Genomic DNA, 17,662 nt, shown 5'->3' with positions numbered 1-17,662 from the left:
GAACGTCTCCTGGTCGCTCTCGTCGATGTTGTCTCCCAGCACCGTCACCGCGAAGCTCGCCGTGGTGGCGTTCGCCGCGAACGTCACCGTTCCAGTCGCCGCCGTGTAGTCGGCGCCCGCCGTCGCCGTCGCCCCCGTGCTCGCCGTGGCGTAGTCGACCGTGACCTGCTCGTTCACCTCCTCGCTCAGGGTCACCGTGAAGTTCATGGTCCCCGACGCGTCCGTTTCCGTCGCCGTCGCATCCGCGATGCTCAGCGTCGGCTTCGTCAGGGTCACCGTCCGGGTGCCGATGGTCTCCGTGCCGCGCATCGCCACCAGCACCAGCGTCTCGTCCTCCGGCGTCGTGTCGGCCACCGCCGTGAGCTGCGCCGTCACCGTCGAGGCCGTCGTCCCCATGCCCGCCGGCAGGGTCAGCGGCGGCGACGGTGAAATCCTGTAGTCCGCGGACTCCCCCGTGCTCCCCCCCGCCAGCGTGAACGTGATCTCTTCGTCCCCCTCGTACGTCGAGCCGCTCCCCGTGCCGATGGTCAACAGCGACGTGCCCCCCCGCTCGGTGATGCTCGCCGGTGACACGGTGAACTCGAGTTGGGGCGCCGGGTCGTCGTCCGTGATGGTGAGTTGGCCGCTGGAGAGGTCCACTGAATACGTCGTCGGCGTCCCTTCGATCCCGAGGACCACGGTCTCGTCCCCTTCGTGTATCTTGTCCTGCAACACGCTGAAATTCACGTCCACGGACCGGCTGGCCGTCGACTCCCCGGCCGGAAAAACCACGCTCCCGTCGGAGGTGTAGTCGACGTTCCGATCGGCTGTCCCCCCATAGGTCAGGGTTATGGTTTGGTTCTCCGCGAAGGTGCTGCCCGTGCCGTTATCAAGCGTCAACTGCGGGTCTCCGACGCCCTCCCCGGACGTGGCTCCAGCAAATCGAACCCGAAGCGTCGGCAGATCATCGTCATCGGTGATCGCGATCGTCGCCGAGCCGACGGCGGAACCTCCGTTGCTGGCGTCAATGACGATGGTCTCGGGCTGGTCATTGGCGTCGCCGTCCGCGTTGTCGTCGATGATGTCATGCTTCGACGTCACCGTCGTCGTCACCGTGCCGGAGCCCGCCGGCAGAACCAGCGATTTCGCGCCGATGGTGTAGTCGCCGTAGACCCCCGCCGCCTCTTCCCCCGCCGTGCCCGACAGCACCAGGGTGATGGTCTGGTCCGTACCGAACGTGGACGCGCCCGTGGTCCTCACCGTCACCGTCGACGTGCCACCCGCCTCCGTCGCGATGGTGGCGGGGTTCACCGCGATCGCCAGTTGCGGCACCGCGTCGTCGTCCGTGATCGTGATCGTCCCCGTGTTGCTGGGGGTCGTGCCTATGCGCGCCGTGACCTCGATCGTCTCCGCGTCGTCGTCCATGGTGTCGTCCTCACCCGTCACCGTCGCCGTCACCGTGGAGGTCGCCGTACCCACCCCCGCCGGCAGCGTCAGCGTCAACGACGACGGCGAGATCGTGTAGTCCGTCCCCCCTCCCGTGGCCGTCCCGGCCACTTCCAGCGTCACCGTCCGCGCCGTCTCGTAGGTCGACCCCGTGCCCGTGCTCACCGTGATCGTCGAGGTCCCGCCCGCCTCCGCGATGGGCGTATCCACCGAAACCGTCGGCACCGGCGCGTCGTCGTCGTCCGTGATGGTCCCCGTGGCCGTGGCGTCCGAGATGGTCACCGTGCCGCTCGGCGCGGCTCCGCTAAGGGTCACCGTGAAGGTCTCGTTCTGTTCGTCTATGATGTCGGAAAGGACCGGAACCATGAAGGTGGCCTCGGTCTGGCCCGCGGCTATCGTCACGGAGCCGCTGGAGGCCGTGAAGTCGGCCCCGACCGTGGCCGCGGTGGCGTCCGCGGACGAGGACGTCGCGTAGTCCGCGGTCACGTCCACGGCCGCCGTCTCGGTCAGTGTCACGGTGAACGTGGCGTTGCCGGCCGACTCGCTTACGGTCACGTCCGCGACGCTCAGGCCCGGGGTGGTCTGGGCCCACGCGACACCGGCGAACAGGAACGCCGCGAGCAGAGTGGCAATGACCGGAAAAAGAACCCATGTCCGGCCGTGCTCCCGCGGGCATCGCGCTCGCCGTCCGATCCTGAGGCGGGTGGTCACGCACGACGGCGACATCCGCTCCGCCGCGTCACATCCGGCCCCGGTGCCCGCGGCCATCCCGCGGTGGAAGCCGGCCTCTCCCGGTGGGTCAAGGAGGGGAAAGAAGGGCAATTCAGCCATTGTCGCGTATTATACCACCCTAATTGTCGTAAGGAGCAGAAATTTTTATCACATATAAAGATATCCCCGAACAAGGCATTTCTTGCACTCTTGAGGCGTAAAAAAGGCATGCTCCCGATTTGGAAGCATGCCTTTTTTCGCTTGAGGAACCTGTACGGCTACTTCACGGATATGTCCATCCCGTAGATGCGGGAGTCAGCCGGAGGCTGATAGTCGATGTCTTTCGACATGCCCCACAGGAACTCGTGCCGCCACTGGAAGCAGGCGGGGGCCATATCGGTGATCAACTCCATGGCCTGGGTGAGGTACTCGTTGCGCTTCTCCGGATCGAACTCCTGCTGTTCCTTGTCAAGGGCTGCGTCGATGTCGGGATGGGAAAAGCCGATCCGCGGCGAGCCGCCCTTTCTGAAGTACTGGTGGAATGCCGAGCTCGGATCGAGAACGCCGCCACGGCCCATGTAGAAGAACGGCACCTTGCCCACCTGGACGTTTGCCCAGAGGGTGGGCCACTCCGGCGTCCGCAGCTTGGCCTTGAAGCCCACCGCGTTGAGCATCGGGATCATGGACTCGGTCACCTGCTTGTCCAGGATGTAGCGGCCGACAGGGGTCTGCAGCTCCACCTCGACGCCGCCGTCGGGGTAGCCGGCCTTGGCCAGCAGCTCACGCGCCTTGTCGGGGTCGTAGGTGTAACGGGTCTTCAGGTTCGGGTTGTATCCCAACTGGCCGGGACCCAAAGGCCCGTCGAGCCTCTTCGCCTGTCCCTGCAGCAGGGTCCTGATGATCTTGTCCCGGTCGATGGCGTAGCACACCGCCTGCCGCACTTCCTTCTTGTCGAAGGGCGGCTTGGGCTGCATGGCCAGGAACATGAGCACGAGGGATTGGATCTTCACGATCTTGTGTTTCGGAGAGCCCTCCACCGTCTTCATCAGATGCGGCGGGATGAGCTGCGCGACCTGCACCTCGTTGTTCATGAGGGCCGCCACCCGCTGCTCGGTCTCGCGCATGACGCGGAACACGACTTCGTCCGGCGCGTTGGGATTCCTCGACATGGCCGGGTGATCGGGCCGCTTCCTGATGACCATGCGCTGTCCCTGCACCAGTTCCACCAGCTCGTAGGGGCCGCCGCCCAGGTGGTGTTTCCGGTCGGCCTCCGCCGCGCCGTACTTGTCGTAGACCGCCTTGCTGGTGATGATCAGGCCGTCACAGAGGAAGTCCAGCAGCGGCGCGGTGGGCTTGTGGGTGGTGACCTGCACGCTGAAGTCGCCGAGTGCCTTGACTTCCTTGACCGGACGGGCCACGGATGCCTTCTGCTTGCTCTGGGGATCGTTGAAGATGCGCCAGATGGAGTGCACGATGTCGTGGGCCGTCACCGGGCTGCCGTCGTTGAACGTGTAGCGCTGGTCCAACTCGAACACCCAGGTGTTGGGATCCACAACCTTCCAGCTCTTGGCCAGCCGCGGCTCCCATTTGCCGTCGTTCCAGTTGTACTTGCACAGGGGGCCGGCCAGCTCGGTGTAGATGCCGTAGAGCAACGCCACGCTGTCGCCGTACGGGTTGAAGGTCTCCATGGTCTCGGTGGCCCCAATGGTGACCCGGGTCTTCTGCGCCCACGCCGAGTTGGCGGCGAGGCTCAGGGCAAGCGTTGCGACGAACAGCGCCAGAAACGTGGTTCTCCAGTGTTTTCGCATATGCGTCTCCCTTCCGATTCGGTTGATCCTTTACAATGTTGGCGTCCTGCCTCGTGATTCTCGCGCTTCTATCAACGCGGTGGAGGGTTGTCAACTCCGTTTCCGAACCAGACACGACACTGGGACACTAGAAGAGAATGGCCGACAAGCCGCCAGTGACAACCACCGCGGTGGCGAGCCGGCGGAATGCCGTCACCGACACCCGTGCGCGGAGCCAGGTTGCGGTGAAGTATCCCACGGCTACGGCGGGCAGGCCGTAGAGGGAGAACTGCCGCGTGACAGGCGTGAGCAGGTCCATCTCCCAGTAGAACGGCAGCGAGAACGCGGAGATGGTGAAGAAATAGGCGATGGCGGTGGCGCGAAACACCGCCGGTTCCCAACGTTGCTTCAGCCCCAGCAGCACCAGCGGCGGTCCGGCCACGGTGGTGCTGGCCGCGAGGAAGCCGGCCAGGAGGCCCACGGCCGCGCACGCGGGCGCCTCCCGCGCGAACGGCGGCCCGGGCTTGATCTGAAGCAGCAGCACCAGGACGATCATCAGCGCACCGATCCCGCGTTGCAACGTCAACGTGTCGACTTCCTTCAGGACCATCGCGCCAAAAGGGACCATCAGGGCGGAGCTGACGAAGAGGATCGCGAGGCGCCGCCAATCGACGTCCCGGCGGAGCTGGATGAGTTGGGCCAGGCCCAGGGGCAGGTACACCAGGACCATGCTCGGAACCACCACTATGGCCGGCAACGCCACCAGCAGCGGGGGCACCGAGAGGATCATCATGCCGGCCCCGGTGATGCCCTGGAGGCTCGCGGCCAACAGCACCACGGTGAAAACGTAGAGTCCGGTCTCCCATCCCACGACGGTCACCCCGCGAAATATCCCAGATGCCGCAGCCAGACGAACTGGAGCGGCAGCGTCACGGTCCAGGCCAGCAGTGTCAAGCACAGCAAGAGCCGTGTGGCCCGAACTACCGGCATGCCGCTGATGCGCGCCGCCACCACCATGGGCGGCAGCTCGTAGGGAAAGGGCACCATGGACCAGTTGACGGTCTGGGTCAGAAGTACCGTGGCCACCGGCCAGCCGGTGACGGCGCTGATGTCCTTGGCCAGGGCGGCCGCGACCACCGGTTCGGCCGGAGCCGTGGCGGCGATGCTGATGAGCATTCCCACGGCACTCATGGCGGCGAAGTTGAAGAAATCGCGGCCCGGCTCCATGGGGAGCTTGTCCAGCAGCCAGCCCGCCAGCAGATCCCCCAATCCACTGTGCACCGCCACCGACCCCAGGCCGACGATGCCGCAGATGAAGAGCCAGGGTCCGAGGTTGACCTTGCCGGAGAGGGACTCGGGCGGCATGCATCCGAGCCGCGGCAAGAGACACAGGATGCCGGCTCCCAGGGCGATCCACGCCGGTGACACCCGGTGCCAGTGGTCGGTGACCCACAGGGCCAGGGCCACCGTCAGGATCAGCAGCAGCTTGCGCTCGGGGCCCGTCCAGGGGGTGCGCGCGTCCGGCGTCTCCAACACGCGCACCTCGGCCGGGAACAGCGCGGCGATGAGGAAGGGCAGGGCCACGAGGTTGACGATGCTGATGACCGGAAAGTGCATCAGGAAATACTCGCCGTAGGTGATGTGTATCCCGTAAATGCTTTCGGCCGCCCCCAGCAAGACGACGTTGGGTACGGCGGCGGTGAGGATGCCGAAGCTCGGGAAGATGCTGCCCGCGGCCACCGCCAGGGTCACGCCGGTGCGCCCGGTGCTGCCGCGCTCGAACCCGAGGCGCTCGCCGATGCTGAGAAAGATCGGCAGCATGACCAGTACGCGGCTCATGTTCGAGGGCATGATGAAGCCCAGGAGTCCGGCGGTGAGGACGATGCGGCACAGGAACGCGCGATAGGACCGGCCGAAGTATGTCACCGCGGCGGTGGCGATGTGCGCCCCGAGGCCGGTGGTCTGCACCGCCGCGGCGATGATCAGGCCGCCGAACACCAGCCATCCCGCGGTGGAGGAGAAACCGGCGAAGACCGCGTCCCGCGGCGCGCCGGCGACGGTCACCGCCAGGAAGCAGAAGATGACCGCGGTGAGGTATTCGGGGATGACGGCCGTGGCCCAGAGGCCCACGCACACCACCATGACTCCGGCCGTGGGAAGGACCTCCGCGGGCAGTCCGGCGGGCGTCGGCGCTAGCGCCAGCGCCAGGCCCGCTACGCAGGCGGCAGCCGCCAACAGACGCGCCGGTGACAGCGCGAGAGTCATTCGGCGTCGGGTTGCCGTTCGGGAGCCTGGTCCTTGAACGCGGGAAGGCGCATGCAGTTCTCGTGAATCCGCGCCAGGGTGGAATATTGCCCCATGTCCACGGCGAAGCGTTGCGAGTTGAAGATCTGCGGCACCAGGCAGACGTCGGCCAGTGTCGGGGCGTCTCCGAAGCAGTGCTCCCCCATACGCGAATCGCTCTTCTTCAACATCGCCTCCATGGCCGCGAAACCGTCCTCGATCCACCGGCGCGCCCACGCCGCCTGGGCGTCCGCGCCCAGGCTCAGGTGTTTCTCCAGATACTGCAGCACGCGCAGGTTGTTGATCGGATGGATGTCGCAGGCCACCACCTGCGCCAGCGCCCGCACCCAAGCCCGGTCCGCGGGCGTCCCGGGAAGCAACGCGGGCTCCGGGAACCGCTCGTCCAGATACTCCATGATGGCGAGGGACTGCGTGAGCACCGCTTCATCGTGCACCAGCGCCGGGACCAGACCCTGGGGATTTCGCGCCACGTAGTCCGGCGCCTGCTGTTCCCCCCGGCGCAGATGGACGGGTTGAAGGTCGTAGTCCAGGCCCTTGAGCGCCAGGGCGATGCGCACCCGGTATGACGCCGAGCTCCTGAAGTAGCCGTAGAGTTGCATGTTCCCTCCGATGTCCGCCGACGCCGACTGCCGTCTCCCTCACCTCACCGTCGCCGGGGCGCGACAGGGCGCCGGCCGTCCTTGAATCCGGAAAGTCTAGCGCGAGGAGGTTCACGGTGCCAGCGCCCCGCGGGTCCCGAGCGGCCCTGGTTTCTCCTCCGGATCACGGCACCGGCCCGTTGTCATTTCCTTTCTTTTATGAAACGGCATGACCGGGTTGAATGTGACTGATATCGATTATGCACCAATACGAGTCCTCCCCTCCACGACACGGTGTTGACGGCCAAGTGGCGTTTGCGAAGAAGGAGACTTGATTCGACCAACGTTATATGTTCTTATAAAGATATAGAGCGCTGCGGTTTCACTTACCAACCTTGAAACCGACTGCAGGAACGATGCCCGGAACACGACGCTCCCACGATATTGGTCAGGCCTTGCACCGCCTCCGGCGAGAAAACGGTTGGACACTTGCGACCGTGAGCGCGAAGACCGGTGTAGCGGTTTCCACCCTCTCGAAGATCGAAAAGAACCAGACCTCGCCGAATTTCGACGTCCTTGTCCGCCTGTGTGAAGGTCTCGAAATGAATTTGGCCGAACTGTTCGAGGCGGGAGCGATCTCCGCGTTCCCCAACGGCTCCAGGACGGTAAACCGGCTGGGAGAGGGAGTCCGCTACGACTCGCTACACGGCGAGTGCCTTGTGCTCAGCAGTGAATTGTCGAAGAAAACCCTGATGCCCAGGTTGATCCGGGTGCCGAAGGGGGACGATGCACCGACCATGGTAGCGGCGCACACGGGCGAGGAGTTTGTCTACGTGCTTTGCGGTTCCGTGAGGTTCTTCATGGAGCCTTATCGTGCGATCGTCTTGAAGACCGGGGAATCCGTGCATTTCGACGCACGCATGCTTCATGCGACCGTCGCGGAAGGGGAAGGGGACGCGTTGGTGCTCGTGGTTTCGCAATCGGACGTCGTGTTGACGGAAAAGAAATACGTGGCGCAGGATTTGGCGACCTAGAACGTAAAGGAAAATAACACCAACAAAAGGCGTATTTGTTTCGACAAATAGGATTTTTCCATAGTAGCGATCGAGACCAGCGGGGACGCGCCACCGCCGGGATGGAACTCGCGGAGAGATGGTCAAGGCAATGTCGAGGGTAGAACGGGCCAGTCAACTCAGTAAGCTGCTTCGGCGTATCAGGCGGGAGAACGACTGGACGCTTGCGGCGGTTGCGGAGAGGACGGGGATCGCGGTCTCCACCTTGTCCAAGATAGAGAATAACCAGACCTCGCCGAACTTCGATGTGCTGATCCGTTTGTGCGAGGGCATCGGACTGGATCTGTCGGAACTGTTGAGGGGCGGGAGCTTCGCCAACTTCGCGCATGGCTCGCGGGCCGTGAACCGGGAGGGTGACGGGATTCGGTACGAGGAGGCCCGGGACCAATACTGTCTGCTGAGCGGAGAGTTGGCTCAAAAGGCCCTTCAGCCGATGTTGCTCCGCGTGGCCAAGGAGTCCCACGAGCCGACGGTCCTGCGCGGCCGCGCCGGGGAGGCGTTCGTCTACGTGGTCAACGGCCCTCTGAAATTCTACATGGAACCCTACAGCGCCATTCTCCTGCAAACCGGGGAGTCGGTGCATTTCGACGGGCGCATACCCCACGGTTTCGCGGCGGGGGGCGACGACGATGCAATGGTGCTGGCCGTCTGTGACGCTGGAAAGCCCCCACGCGAGGGCAACTGAATCGACGTTCCTCACAACGTCCCACCAGGCACCGCGAGCCTTGCCGGGTGCCTCCCTTCCCTGCAAAGCCCTGCAAACGCAAGCCGACCCCTCATTGGGGATGCGCCGTTGACAGCAGCGGTGCATCTGGCCGATAGTGCCCCGTGAAGCCGTCCCCTCGGGAATTGGGGATAGAACACACGCGGAGGACACACAATGCGCGCCATCGATGTCGTCGACGCGGATTCGCACGTCATGGAAGTGCCGGAGACCTGGGATTTCCTGGATGACGAGTTTCGGCACCGGAGGCCCATCGTGGTCCAGGGGGAGGGCTTGGCCACCCACGCGCACATCGACGCGTGGTGGCTGATCGACGGTCAGATCCACCCCCGGCTTTTGGGGGTCCGGCACGACCTTCAGCGGCACCCCGCTGGAGATGAAGTTCGCCCGGGACAAGATCTTCGACATCGGCAGCCAGGGCATGACCGACATCGACGCCCGGATCAGGGACCTGGACGCCTTCGGCATCGACATCCAGGTGATCTATTCGTCGATTCTCTTCCATCGGCTCACCGAGGACCCGCGCCTGGAAGCCGCGCTGATGCGCAGCTACAACACCTGGATCGCGCAGCGCTGCGGCGAGCGCCCGGACCGGCTCAAGTGGGCCGCGGTCATTCCCATGCGCGACCGCGAAGCGTGCGTCGCGGAAGTTCGGCGCGCCCGGGAGATGGGCGCCGTGGGACTGATGATCGGCGGCACCGCGGGCCAGACCCTGCTGCACCACCCCGACCTTTCGCCGTTCTACGCGGCGGCCTGCGAGGCGGACCTGCCGGTGTGCATCCACACCGGCTGGAGCGCTCCGGGCCTGACCCAGACCTGCGAGGACCCCTACGCCGCGTTGATCCTGAGCTTCACGCTGCCCGTGCTCATGGGCTTCTTCAGCATCCTGGGCGGCGGCGTGCTGGACCGCTTCCCCAAGCTGCGGGTGGCCTTCCTGGAGGCCGGCTCCGAGTGGATCCCCTACATGGTGGGACGGATGGACCACTACCATCCGGTGGTCTCGATGCTGGGAAACCGTTCGAAGAAGCCGCCCAGCGAATATCTCAAGGAAGGCCGGGTCTACGTCACCTGCGAGGCGGAGGAGCCGCTGCTGCCCCAGGTGATCGAGATGGTAGGGGAGGACCAGATCCTCATCGAAGGCGACATCCCCCATGCCGAGGCGCGCGAGACGGGCATCGAAGAGATGCGCGAACGGACCGACGTCTCCGAGGCCGTCAAGCGGAAGATCCTGCGCGAGAACGGCCTCGCTTTCTACAAGCTCTGACCCCGTCAGGGCGCGCGGAACTTCTTCCGGCCTCGTTTCCCGGGCCGTTCAACTCCGCTTGATGACGCCGCTCGAGGAGAAGCCGCCGTCCACCGGAAGGGTGATGCCGGTGATGTAGCCGGACTGCGGCAGGGCCAGAAACAGCGCCGCGTGCGCCACTTCTTCCGGCATGGCGAAACGACGCATGGGAATGGCCCGGTCATAGGCCCGGCGAGTCTCGTCGTCGTACATCTTCCGGGTCAGCGCGGTGTCCACCGGGCCCGGCGCCAGCGCGTTCACGGTCACTCCGGTTTCGGCCAACTCCAGGGCCATGACGCGGGTCATGGTGATCATGGCGCCCTTGGTGGCGCCGTAGGCGGTGCGCCCGGTGCCGCCGCGCATGCCGGAGACGGACGCCATGGCCACGATGCGGCCGTAACCCGCCTCCGCCATGACCGTGCCCGCCGCCTGCATCACCAGGAAACTGCCGGTGAGGTTGATGGCGATCATGCGGTCCCATTCCTCGCGGGTGGTTTCCAGAGCGAGCTTCTCGAGGCCGATGCCGGCGAACGGCATCACGATCTGCAGCGAGCCGAACCGGGCCGTGGTGGCGCGGATCAGCGCGTCCACGTCGTCGCCCTGCGTGACGTCGGTCCTGACGAACAGCGCACCCACGCCTTTTCCCGTCAGTTCCTCCACCATTCGCGCGCCGGCCTCTTCATTGATGTCGGCGATGACGACGTTGGCGCCGGCTTCCGCCAGCAGCCGGACGGTGGCGAGACCGATGCCGCTGGCGCCGCCGGTGATGATGGCACTGTGTCCTTCGAGAGAGTACATGTGGGGTCATCTCCGACTGGAAGTGGCGCGCGTTGCGCCACAACCGGCTTCGCCGGTCGGACCGCCGCGTCAGAGGCCGTAGAACGCCTTCGGGTTGTCCACCAGGATCTTCTCGATGACGCCCGCCGGGAGGTCGTCGCGCTGGCGCATGACGTCCACCATGCGCGGTTCGTTGGCCGGGTCGGTGTGGCCGTAGTCCGAGCCGATGAGGAGGTTGTCCTCGCCGGTGTAGTTGAGCAGGTAGGACAGGTCTTCGTCCGCCTCGCAGGCGACGTAGATGCGATAATCCTGGAACAGCTCCACGTGGGTCTCGTGCTTCCACCGGGGTCGCTGGATGCCCTTTCGACCGCCCGCGACCGCGGCCCGGGACTCGCGCCGGAGCACGTGCAGCAGGTAGGGTATCCAGCTCGCCTTGGCCTCGATGAAGCCGAAGCGCAGGCCGGGGTAGCGCGCCGGCAGGTGGTTGGCGACGATGTCGCGGAACGCGAACAGCGGCAGGATGACCTGGTTGGCGAACACCGAGCTGACGGCCAGGTCGAAAAGGTTGAGCAGGGTACGGGAGCCCGACCCGGTGTGGATGCAGATGGGCAGGTCGAGCTTCTCGGCTTCCTCATACAGCGGAAAGAAGTACGGCTCCGCGATGCTCCGGTCGCTCTCCAGGCCGCGCAAGGTGACGCCCGCCGCGCCGGTGGCCTTGCCCTTGCGCATCTCCTCCAGCGAGGCGTCCATGGAGTGGAGCGGCGGCACCACCACCCAGCGGAGCCGCCCCCCGGACTTGGACCAGACGTCCGCCATCCAGTCGTTGTAGGCGCGGCACAGGGCGGTCTCCAGTTCCGCGTCGTCGGTGAGGTAGACCAGGAACAGGGTGGGGTAGATGACCTGCACGTCCACGCCCAGCCTGTCCATGTCCGCCAGCCGCGCCGGCACGTCGGTGATCTCGCGGCACGCGATGAGGACGTCCTGGCGCTGTACCTGCCCCTTGGCGCGGGACGGCGTCACCAAACGGAAGCCGCCGCGGCCGGCGGGCTTGGGAAAGACGTTGCCGTCGATCAGCCACAGGACGTTGATGTCCGCGTACACGGTGTCGTCGGGTACCTCGGTCATCACCGGCCGGCGGGGGTACATGGAGGGCTCCATGAGCTCCCACATCCCCGTCGACTCGGATATGTGCGTATCTGCGTCTATGACGCCGGGCATGGGAACCTCCGTCCTTTGCCCGCGCCCGGCCGGCGCGGGCGTTTGCCGCGCGAATGGCTTTGCTACTTCTTGAGCGCCGCCCGGATGGCGTCCGCCTCCCGGTTCACCATGCCCATGAGGTTCTTGTACGTCGCCACCGAGGCGGCCGCGTCCCCCGGGTTGATGGCGGTGCCGCTGGACTTGGCCCAGTTGCGGTAATCCGGGTCGTCCATGGCCTTGACGACGATCTCCTCCAGCTTCTTGGCGCGGTCCCGCGGCACCCCGGGAGGAATGGCCACCAAGCGGACGATCTCGTTGATGTGGTCGATGCCCAGCTCCTTGGCCGTGGGCGTATCCGGACACGCCCAGGAGCGCTTGGCGCCCAGGTGGACGATGCAGCGAAGGTTGCCGTCGCGCGCCAGCGGCCCCACGGTGGAGTGCTCACTGGGGTTGAGCCAGGTCACGAAATCCCCGCGCATCAGGCCGGGCACGCTATCGCCGGTGCCGCGGTAGCCCGTCACCAACTGGAACTTGAGCCCCAGGCTGCGGGCCGCCAGGAAGCTGGGCAGCCAGCGTCCGGAGCCGATTCCCTCCGACCCCCAGGGCAGCCGGTCGAGTTTCTTGAGGTCGTCCAGCGTCTTGTGGGGCGATTTCCCGCTGACGAAGATGGTGTAGGGCTCGTTGCCCATGCGCGCGATGTACTCGAACTTCTCGAGGTCGTAGATGGTCTTGCCGGCGCCGGCCTGGATCTGCGCCGTCACCAGACCGAGCATGTCGAGCACGCCCACGGTGTAGCCGTCGGGCTTGGCGCGGTAGAGGCTGACGGCGCCGCGCCGCCCGCCGGCGCCGGTTACGTTCTTGACGATGACGTTGGTGCCCTTGGGCAACTGCTTGTTGATGCTGCGCGCCAGCGCGCGGCTCATGGCGTCATAACCGCCGCCCGGCGGAAACTGCACGATCCAGTTCAGGTTCTTGTCGGGAAACTCGGCCTGGACCGGCGTCGCCATGGCGAGCGCCACCAACAGGGCCAAAAGGGTCGTTGCTGCTCCAATGATCGATTTCATGGGTACCTCCCGTGCGGTAAATCCTCGTTCGAGAAGGGTTCGGGTAACCTCGGCTACCATAGCGGAGGCCCTTCAGGCCTCCGCTATGACGTTCAATTCCATCACGCCGACCCTCTCGATCTCGCCCCGCAGCTTGTCGCCGTCCAGCAGCGTGTGCACGCCCGCCGGCGTTCCGGTGGTGATGAGGTCGCCGGGCCGGAGTGTCACCACGTTCGACAGGAACCGGATGTGGTCGCGCACGCCGCAGATCATGTCGCTGGTGTGGGCGGTCATCACCTGCTCGCCGTTGTGCCACGCCCTGAGGTTGAGATCCTGCGGCTCCGGAATCTCGTCCGCGGTGACGATCCAGGGCCCCTGCGGACTGAAGGTGTCGAAACCCTTGCGGATGTTGCGGGTGTTCTGCTTGCCGCGGCCCCAGGGGTCCCGCTGGCTGATGTCCCAGCAGATGGTGTAGCCGAAGACGTAGTCCAGGGCGTCCTCTTCGGTGACCTTCCGCGCCGTCTTGCCGATGACCACGCACAGCTCGCACTCGAAATCCACGTCGTGCGACACCTTGGGGATGATCACGGTGCCACCCGGACCGATGATGGACGACACCGGCTTCAGGAAGTCCTGGGACATGTGGTCGTCCTTGTCCGGCAGCTCCTGGTGCCCCCCGCCCATGCGGGACTCCATCTCCTTTCGGTGGTCCATGTAGTTGGCGGCCGCGGCCCACAGTGACGTGGGGTTGTCGACGGGCGCGCGCAGGGTCACCTGGTCCAGGGGCGTTGACTCGCCGGACCGGATGCATTCGTCGACACAGGCCGGGGCGTCCGGGTTGCCGGTCATCGCTTCGATGACCTGGACCATGGTGTAGCCCTCCTTGAGGATACCGGCCGCCACCATGGCCGCGCCCACGGCATAGACCTTGTCGTCCACCACCACTCCCGCCTGCCTCGCGTCATAGGTGCAGAATTTCATGCGTCGAACTCCTCCGTGCTGGAAATGGTTGCCTTATACCACAACGGACGAGGGCTGGGACAGGGGAGATATGCCGCACGCAACACTACGCCGACGGGGAAGCGCGACCAATGGCACGTGGAGCGCGGCGGGCGCCGCTTGACACCCGTGCCGAAATGTTCGATTCCAGTGGCGTCCCGTGGAGCGCACCATTTCCGGGGCGGGAGGTTCACCATGAAGACACGCATCCGGCACATCGCCCTCAACACCGAGAACTGGGACCGGATGGCCAGGTTCTATCAGACCATCTTCGGCATGAAGAAGATCACCACCGGCATGACCGACGAGAAGGGCAACTACAACCCCAACCGCGGCCACATCAGCGACGGCGTCATCGGCTTCGCCATGCTGCAGAAGCATCCGGGAAACCAGTCCGGGCTCGACCACTTCGGCTTCGAGGTGGAGGAGATACCCCTGGTGCTCGAGCGCATGCGCAACGACTACCCGGAGCTGCTGGTGGCCAAGAGCCTGCCCCACGTGCCCTTCTCCGTTTCTCGCGGCACCGACCCCTGCGGCACCCAGTACGACATTTCCCAGAAGGGCGTCGCCAAGGTGCGCGAGGGCTACCTGGAAGACGGCTGGGACCAGCCGCGCCAGGTCAGCCACATCTCCATCCGCTCCAAGCAACCCGAGCGGGTCGCCGAGTTCTACCACAAGGTCTTCGAGCTCGACGCCGGCGAGGCGCCCGGTCCCGACGGCAGCTTCCGTGTCACCGACGGGCAGGTGGAGCTGTTGGTGCGCCCGTGCGACAACGCGCTCTACCGGGGCATGCGCGAGGGGCTGGACCACATCGGGTTTCGCGTCGAGAACCTGGAGCGGACGCGGAAGGAAATCGAGGAGCTGAGCGAGTCCGCCCCCGAGTCCGCCCCCGCCAACCTCGACGCCGGCCGCTTCGGCCCCATGACCCGCGCCGACCTCGAAGGCTGCGTCATCGGCCAGCACGCCATGGCGGACCCGGACGGGGTGTTGCTGGATCTCAGCGAGTAGTTGAGCGACACGGTTCTCCGTCAATGCGGTGCCCGGCGGTCAGGCGGTGGCGAACCTCCTGACCTCGACCGGCTTGCGGTCATGCTGCGCGTGCCAGAGGTCGTACTGCATCTGCTGGGTCAGCCAGCTCTCGGGGCTGCCGCCGAAGGCCTCCGACAACCGGATGGCCATTTCGGGGGATATGCCCAGGCGGCCGTTGAGCAGCAGGGACAGCGTGTTGCGCGATACCGCGAGCCCCTTCGCGGCCTCGGTCACCGTTAGCCCCAGGGGTTCGAGGCACTGGCGCCGGATGAATGCGCCCGGATGGGGCGGATCGTGCATGAGCATGGACATTGCCTTTCTAGTGGTAGTCCAGGTAGTCGACATCAGTCAACGGTGGTCGCCCGCTAGAATACCGCGGCGAAGATCGGCGTCCGCGACCACCAAGTTTCAAACCCGCCCGTCAGCGCACCCCACCGTCGGTTCCCGCCGTCCCCTACGCCGCGCTCCTCAAGAATTCCGCCAGTCGCTCCCCGATCACGTACACCGTGGCGTTGGTGTTGGCGCGCACCACCTCGGGCATGACCGAGGCGTCGGCCACCCACAGGTTGTCCAATCCGTGGACGCGCAGGCGTTGGTCCACCACCGAGGCGGGGTCGTCCGCGGGTCCCATCCTGCAGGTGCCGGAGCCGTGGTGGTAGCTGTCGTAGGTGGAACGGGCGAAGGTCGCCCAATCTTCGTCGGGCGCGGGGTTGCGTATCGCGCCGTAGAACTCTCGCATCGGCCCGGTGCGGGCGAGGTCACGGATGAACTCCATGGCCGCCATCGCCTTCTCGATGTCCTTGGGGTCCTTCAACATGCCCGTTTCGATGGCGGGAAAATCCCTGGCGTCCAGGGTGTTGAGGCGAATCCGTCCGGAGCCGGTCTGCTCCAGCAGTTGAAGGGACAGGGGCGGGAGCGAGCCCACGCCCTCGATCTTGGTGGGGGGGCGCAGCGTTACGCTGAAGTCTCCGTAGTCAACGCCCGGGGTCCGCGCCATGAGGCGAAGCCGCGGCAGGGTCCAGTCCACTTCGAATTCCCTGTTGGCCTCGAAGGTCACGTGGACGGTGGCGTGGTCCTGGAAGTTGCTCCCGACGCCCTCCAGCCCGTGGGTCACGGCGATGCCCAGCCGTTCCAGCTCCGCGGCCGGGCCGATGCCCGACAACATGAGGATCTGCGGGCTGCGGTACGCGCCCGCGGCCATCACCACCTGGCCCGCGGTGTCGGTTTGCACGCGGCCGTCCTTTTCGTAACGCACACCGGTCACGCGGCTGCCGGACAGGGTCAGCCCGAGCACCGGCGCCTCCGCCTTGACGGTGAGGTTCGGACGCCCGCGCGCCGGGTCCAGATAGCTCACGACGGCGGACTGGCGCACGCCGTCCTTGATGTTGCAGACCCCCGGACCCACGCCTACGGGGTCCGGGAGATTGGTGTCGGGCAGGCCCGGGATGCCCATCTCGGCGGCGCCGTCGATATAGGCATGGATCACCGGGGCGAGGTCCGAGTCCAGGCCGAAAGGGCGTTTGACGTAGACCGGTCCGGCATGGCCGTGGTCCGGGTCGTCCGGGAAGTCCTGGTCCGCCTCGATCCGTTTCAGAAACCCGTGAACCGTGTCCCAGGACCAGTCGGCATTACCCGCCGCTACCCACCTGTCCAGGTCGTGGCGGAGCGGCCACACCCAGCCCATGGCGTTGACCGATGAGCCACCGCCCAGGATCTTCCCGGCCAAGGGGTAGAACGGGCTGCCGTCGATGGGCCGCGCGACGGTGAACGTATCGACCCAGGGGCTCTCGAACCAGACCCGGTCGCAGACCGTGGCGTTGGTGTTGGCGTGGGTTACCTCGGGCATGATCGAGGCGTCGGCCACCCACAGGTTGTCGAGCCCGTGGACGCGCAACGCCTGAGTCATTGAGCACGGAGGTGAACTCCAGGCTGGTGCTGCCCTGGTCGGTGTTGAAGATCTCGGGGCGACCGTGGCGCTGGAGGGCTTCTGAGAGAGCGTCCGTGCAGAAGCGTGCATTGAGGGTGTTCGACAGCCTCCAGGAGAGCACCCGGCGGGTAGCCCAGTCCATGACCGCCACCAGGTACAGGAAGCCCCTCTGGACGGGGATGTAGGTGTAGGGGTCGGACCGGAGCGCCCTGTCGTCTTTCGAGCGATGGGTTTCTCCGGCCCGCCCTCCGAACCGGACGTGCGACTCTCACCGCATCCGGCTCTCCATGTGCTCATACCGTCAAAGTGCTTGACGGTTCAGCTTCGTCTGCATTGCGAGTACTCGTGACTCCGCCTCGATCGGGCCAAGCCATGAAGCACCGGTATTCACCAGCGTCCTCCTCGTTTTGCATTGAAGCCGTGAGCACACTGGACCCCTTCGCCATGTACACGGCTTCCCGTGCCCGGACTACTACGGGTCCTCCGCCCCACTCCGCCGGCATCAACCGGCGACAGGTCTTCCCCACCGTGTGGGCAGGGACCAACGGAGTGGTTCCCACGTTCACTCTCGAACCCTTCAACGGGGTCGGTCCCCAGCTATGCCCCTGCAACCTCGCCACGGCTACGCCGCAGTCCTTCACCGATGTCCCTCGGGTCGGGTTGCCCTCAGCTTCATTCAGCCTGCTGCGACAGGCTGACGGCGGTGGTCTCTCACCACCGCAAGGTTCAAGAACGCCTCGTGGCGCTCGATGTCCGCGCACCACGCGTGATTGGGCCTCTCGATGGCCAATCCCTTGAGCATATAG

At 65.7% G+C, this 17,662-nt stretch carries 15 protein-coding genes and 1 pseudogene; 4 read left to right on the top strand and 12 right to left on the bottom strand.

Annotation, left to right across the window (positions count from 1 at the left end; translation table 11 throughout):
- The 5 genes from OXF11_10650 to maiA form a co-directional block, all read right to left on the bottom strand.
- Positions 1 to 2,256: hypothetical protein (locus OXF11_10650; GenBank protein MCY4487557.1), on the bottom strand; the 2,256-nt coding region annotated here is incomplete at its 3' end.
- A gap of 158 nt (positions 2,257 to 2,414) precedes the next feature.
- Positions 2,415 to 3,944 (bottom strand): ABC transporter substrate-binding protein, encoded by a 1,530-nt coding sequence (locus tag OXF11_10645; GenBank protein ID MCY4487556.1) that lies wholly within the window; start codon positions 3,942 to 3,944, stop codon positions 2,415 to 2,417.
- A 127-nt stretch (positions 3,945 to 4,071) separates the two neighbouring features.
- A complete protein-coding gene (locus OXF11_10640; GenBank protein MCY4487555.1) occupies positions 4,072 to 4,803 on the bottom strand; it encodes a sulfite exporter TauE/SafE family protein in 732 nt (243 codons plus the stop codon).
- On the bottom strand, positions 4,800 to 6,188 hold the full coding sequence (locus OXF11_10635; GenBank protein ID MCY4487554.1) for an SLC13 family permease: 1,389 nt from the start codon (positions 6,186 to 6,188) through the stop codon (positions 4,800 to 4,802). Before OXF11_10635 ends, OXF11_10640 begins: the two co-directional genes overlap by 4 nt.
- Positions 6,185 to 6,826, bottom strand: a complete 642-nt coding sequence (gene maiA, locus OXF11_10630) for a maleylacetoacetate isomerase (protein ID MCY4487553.1) — start codon at positions 6,824 to 6,826, stop codon at positions 6,185 to 6,187. Before maiA ends, OXF11_10635 begins: the two co-directional genes overlap by 4 nt.
- Before the next feature lie 395 nt (positions 6,827 to 7,221).
- On the opposite strand from maiA, the gene OXF11_10625 reads away from it, so the two are divergent.
- The 3 genes from OXF11_10625 to OXF11_10615 all read left to right on the top strand — a co-directional run bounded on the left by OXF11_10625 (position 7,222) and on the right by OXF11_10615 (position 9,866).
- Entirely contained in the window at positions 7,222 to 7,839 is a 618-nt protein-coding gene (locus tag OXF11_10625) for an XRE family transcriptional regulator (GenBank protein ID MCY4487552.1), read from the top strand.
- Positions 7,840 to 7,969: 130 nt separating this feature from the next.
- The gene (locus tag OXF11_10620) at positions 7,970 to 8,563 is read left to right on the top strand and encodes an XRE family transcriptional regulator (GenBank protein ID MCY4487551.1); all 594 of its coding nucleotides are present in this window, start codon (positions 7,970 to 7,972) and stop codon (positions 8,561 to 8,563) included.
- Between the two features lie 415 nt (positions 8,564 to 8,978).
- A complete protein-coding gene (locus OXF11_10615; GenBank protein MCY4487550.1) occupies positions 8,979 to 9,866 on the top strand; it encodes an amidohydrolase family protein in 888 nt (295 codons plus the stop codon).
- A gap of 48 nt (positions 9,867 to 9,914) precedes the next feature.
- Here the strand turns inward: OXF11_10615 and OXF11_10610 are convergent, their stop codons facing one another.
- From OXF11_10610 to OXF11_10595, 4 genes are all read right to left on the bottom strand, one after another.
- Entirely contained in the window at positions 9,915 to 10,682 is a 768-nt protein-coding gene (locus OXF11_10610; protein MCY4487549.1) for an SDR family NAD(P)-dependent oxidoreductase, read from the bottom strand.
- Positions 10,683 to 10,751: 69 nt separating this feature from the next.
- On the bottom strand, positions 10,752 to 11,879 hold the full coding sequence (locus OXF11_10605) for an amidohydrolase family protein (protein MCY4487548.1): 1,128 nt from the start codon (positions 11,877 to 11,879) through the stop codon (positions 10,752 to 10,754).
- A gap of 62 nt (positions 11,880 to 11,941) precedes the next feature.
- The gene (locus OXF11_10600; GenBank protein MCY4487547.1) at positions 11,942 to 12,922 is read right to left on the bottom strand and encodes a tripartite tricarboxylate transporter substrate binding protein; all 981 of its coding nucleotides are present in this window, start codon (positions 12,920 to 12,922) and stop codon (positions 11,942 to 11,944) included.
- 72 nt (positions 12,923 to 12,994) lie between these two features.
- Positions 12,995 to 13,882: a fumarylacetoacetate hydrolase family protein gene (locus OXF11_10595; GenBank protein ID MCY4487546.1), complete on the bottom strand. Its 888-nt coding sequence runs from the start codon at positions 13,880 to 13,882 to the stop codon at positions 12,995 to 12,997.
- A gap of 213 nt (positions 13,883 to 14,095) precedes the next feature.
- Between OXF11_10595 and OXF11_10590 the strand changes: the two genes are divergently transcribed.
- The gene (locus OXF11_10590) at positions 14,096 to 14,908 is read left to right on the top strand and encodes a VOC family protein (GenBank protein MCY4487545.1); all 813 of its coding nucleotides are present in this window, start codon (positions 14,096 to 14,098) and stop codon (positions 14,906 to 14,908) included.
- A 39-nt stretch (positions 14,909 to 14,947) separates the two neighbouring features.
- On the opposite strand, the gene OXF11_10585 is transcribed toward OXF11_10590, so the two are convergent.
- The 3 genes and pseudogenes from OXF11_10585 to OXF11_10575 all read right to left on the bottom strand — a co-directional run bounded on the left by OXF11_10585 (position 14,948) and on the right by OXF11_10575 (position 17,043).
- Positions 14,948 to 15,235: a HigA family addiction module antitoxin gene (locus tag OXF11_10585; protein ID MCY4487544.1), complete on the bottom strand. Its 288-nt coding sequence runs from the start codon at positions 15,233 to 15,235 to the stop codon at positions 14,948 to 14,950.
- Positions 15,236 to 15,383: 148 nt separating this feature from the next.
- Positions 15,384 to 16,835 carry a GMC oxidoreductase gene (locus tag OXF11_10580; protein ID MCY4487543.1) on the bottom strand — a complete coding sequence of 484 codons (1,452 nt, stop codon included), beginning with the start codon at positions 16,833 to 16,835 and terminating at the stop codon, positions 15,384 to 15,386.
- Positions 16,822 to 17,043 (bottom strand): annotated as a pseudogene (locus OXF11_10575) (DDE-type integrase/transposase/recombinase). The gene OXF11_10580 and the pseudogene OXF11_10575 overlap by 14 nt, the downstream one beginning before the upstream one ends.
- Between the last annotated feature and the right edge of the window lie 619 nt (positions 17,044 to 17,662).

The sequence above is a fragment of the Deltaproteobacteria bacterium genome, from assembly GCA_026712905.1.
Taxonomy (GTDB): Bacteria; Desulfobacterota; Binatia; order UBA9968; family JAJDTQ01; genus JAJDTQ01.
The sequence above is the reverse complement of the archived record's forward strand: the minus strand, read 5'-3'. Positions and strand labels throughout refer to the sequence as shown.

Bases quoted from the DNA above. Each gene is read 5' to 3' on its own strand.
- OXF11_10645 (MCY4487556.1), bottom strand. From the start codon at position 3,944: ATGCGAAAACACTGGAGAACCACGTTTCTGGCGCTGTTCGTCGCAACG.
- OXF11_10635 (MCY4487554.1), bottom strand. From the start codon at position 6,188: ATGACTCTCGCGCTGTCACCGGCGCGTCTGTTGGCGGCTGCCGCCTGC.
- maiA (MCY4487553.1), bottom strand. From the start codon at position 6,826: ATGCAACTCTACGGCTACTTCAGGAGCTCGGCGTCATACCGGGTGCGC.
- OXF11_10625 (MCY4487552.1), top strand. From the start codon at position 7,222: ATGCCCGGAACACGACGCTCCCACGATATTGGTCAGGCCTTGCACCGC.
- OXF11_10620 (MCY4487551.1), top strand. From the start codon at position 7,970: ATGTCGAGGGTAGAACGGGCCAGTCAACTCAGTAAGCTGCTTCGGCGT.
- OXF11_10615 (MCY4487550.1), top strand. From the start codon at position 8,979: ATGAAGTTCGCCCGGGACAAGATCTTCGACATCGGCAGCCAGGGCATG.
- OXF11_10610 (MCY4487549.1), bottom strand. From the start codon at position 10,682: ATGTACTCTCTCGAAGGACACAGTGCCATCATCACCGGCGGCGCCAGC.
- OXF11_10605 (MCY4487548.1), bottom strand. From the start codon at position 11,879: ATGCCCGGCGTCATAGACGCAGATACGCACATATCCGAGTCGACGGGG.
- OXF11_10600 (MCY4487547.1), bottom strand. From the start codon at position 12,922: ATGAAATCGATCATTGGAGCAGCAACGACCCTTTTGGCCCTGTTGGTG.
- OXF11_10595 (MCY4487546.1), bottom strand. From the start codon at position 13,882: ATGAAATTCTGCACCTATGACGCGAGGCAGGCGGGAGTGGTGGTGGAC.
- OXF11_10590 (MCY4487545.1), top strand. From the start codon at position 14,096: ATGAAGACACGCATCCGGCACATCGCCCTCAACACCGAGAACTGGGAC.
- OXF11_10585 (MCY4487544.1), bottom strand. From the start codon at position 15,235: ATGCTCATGCACGATCCGCCCCATCCGGGCGCATTCATCCGGCGCCAG.
- OXF11_10580 (MCY4487543.1), bottom strand. From the start codon at position 16,835: ATGACTCAGGCGTTGCGCGTCCACGGGCTCGACAACCTGTGGGTGGCC.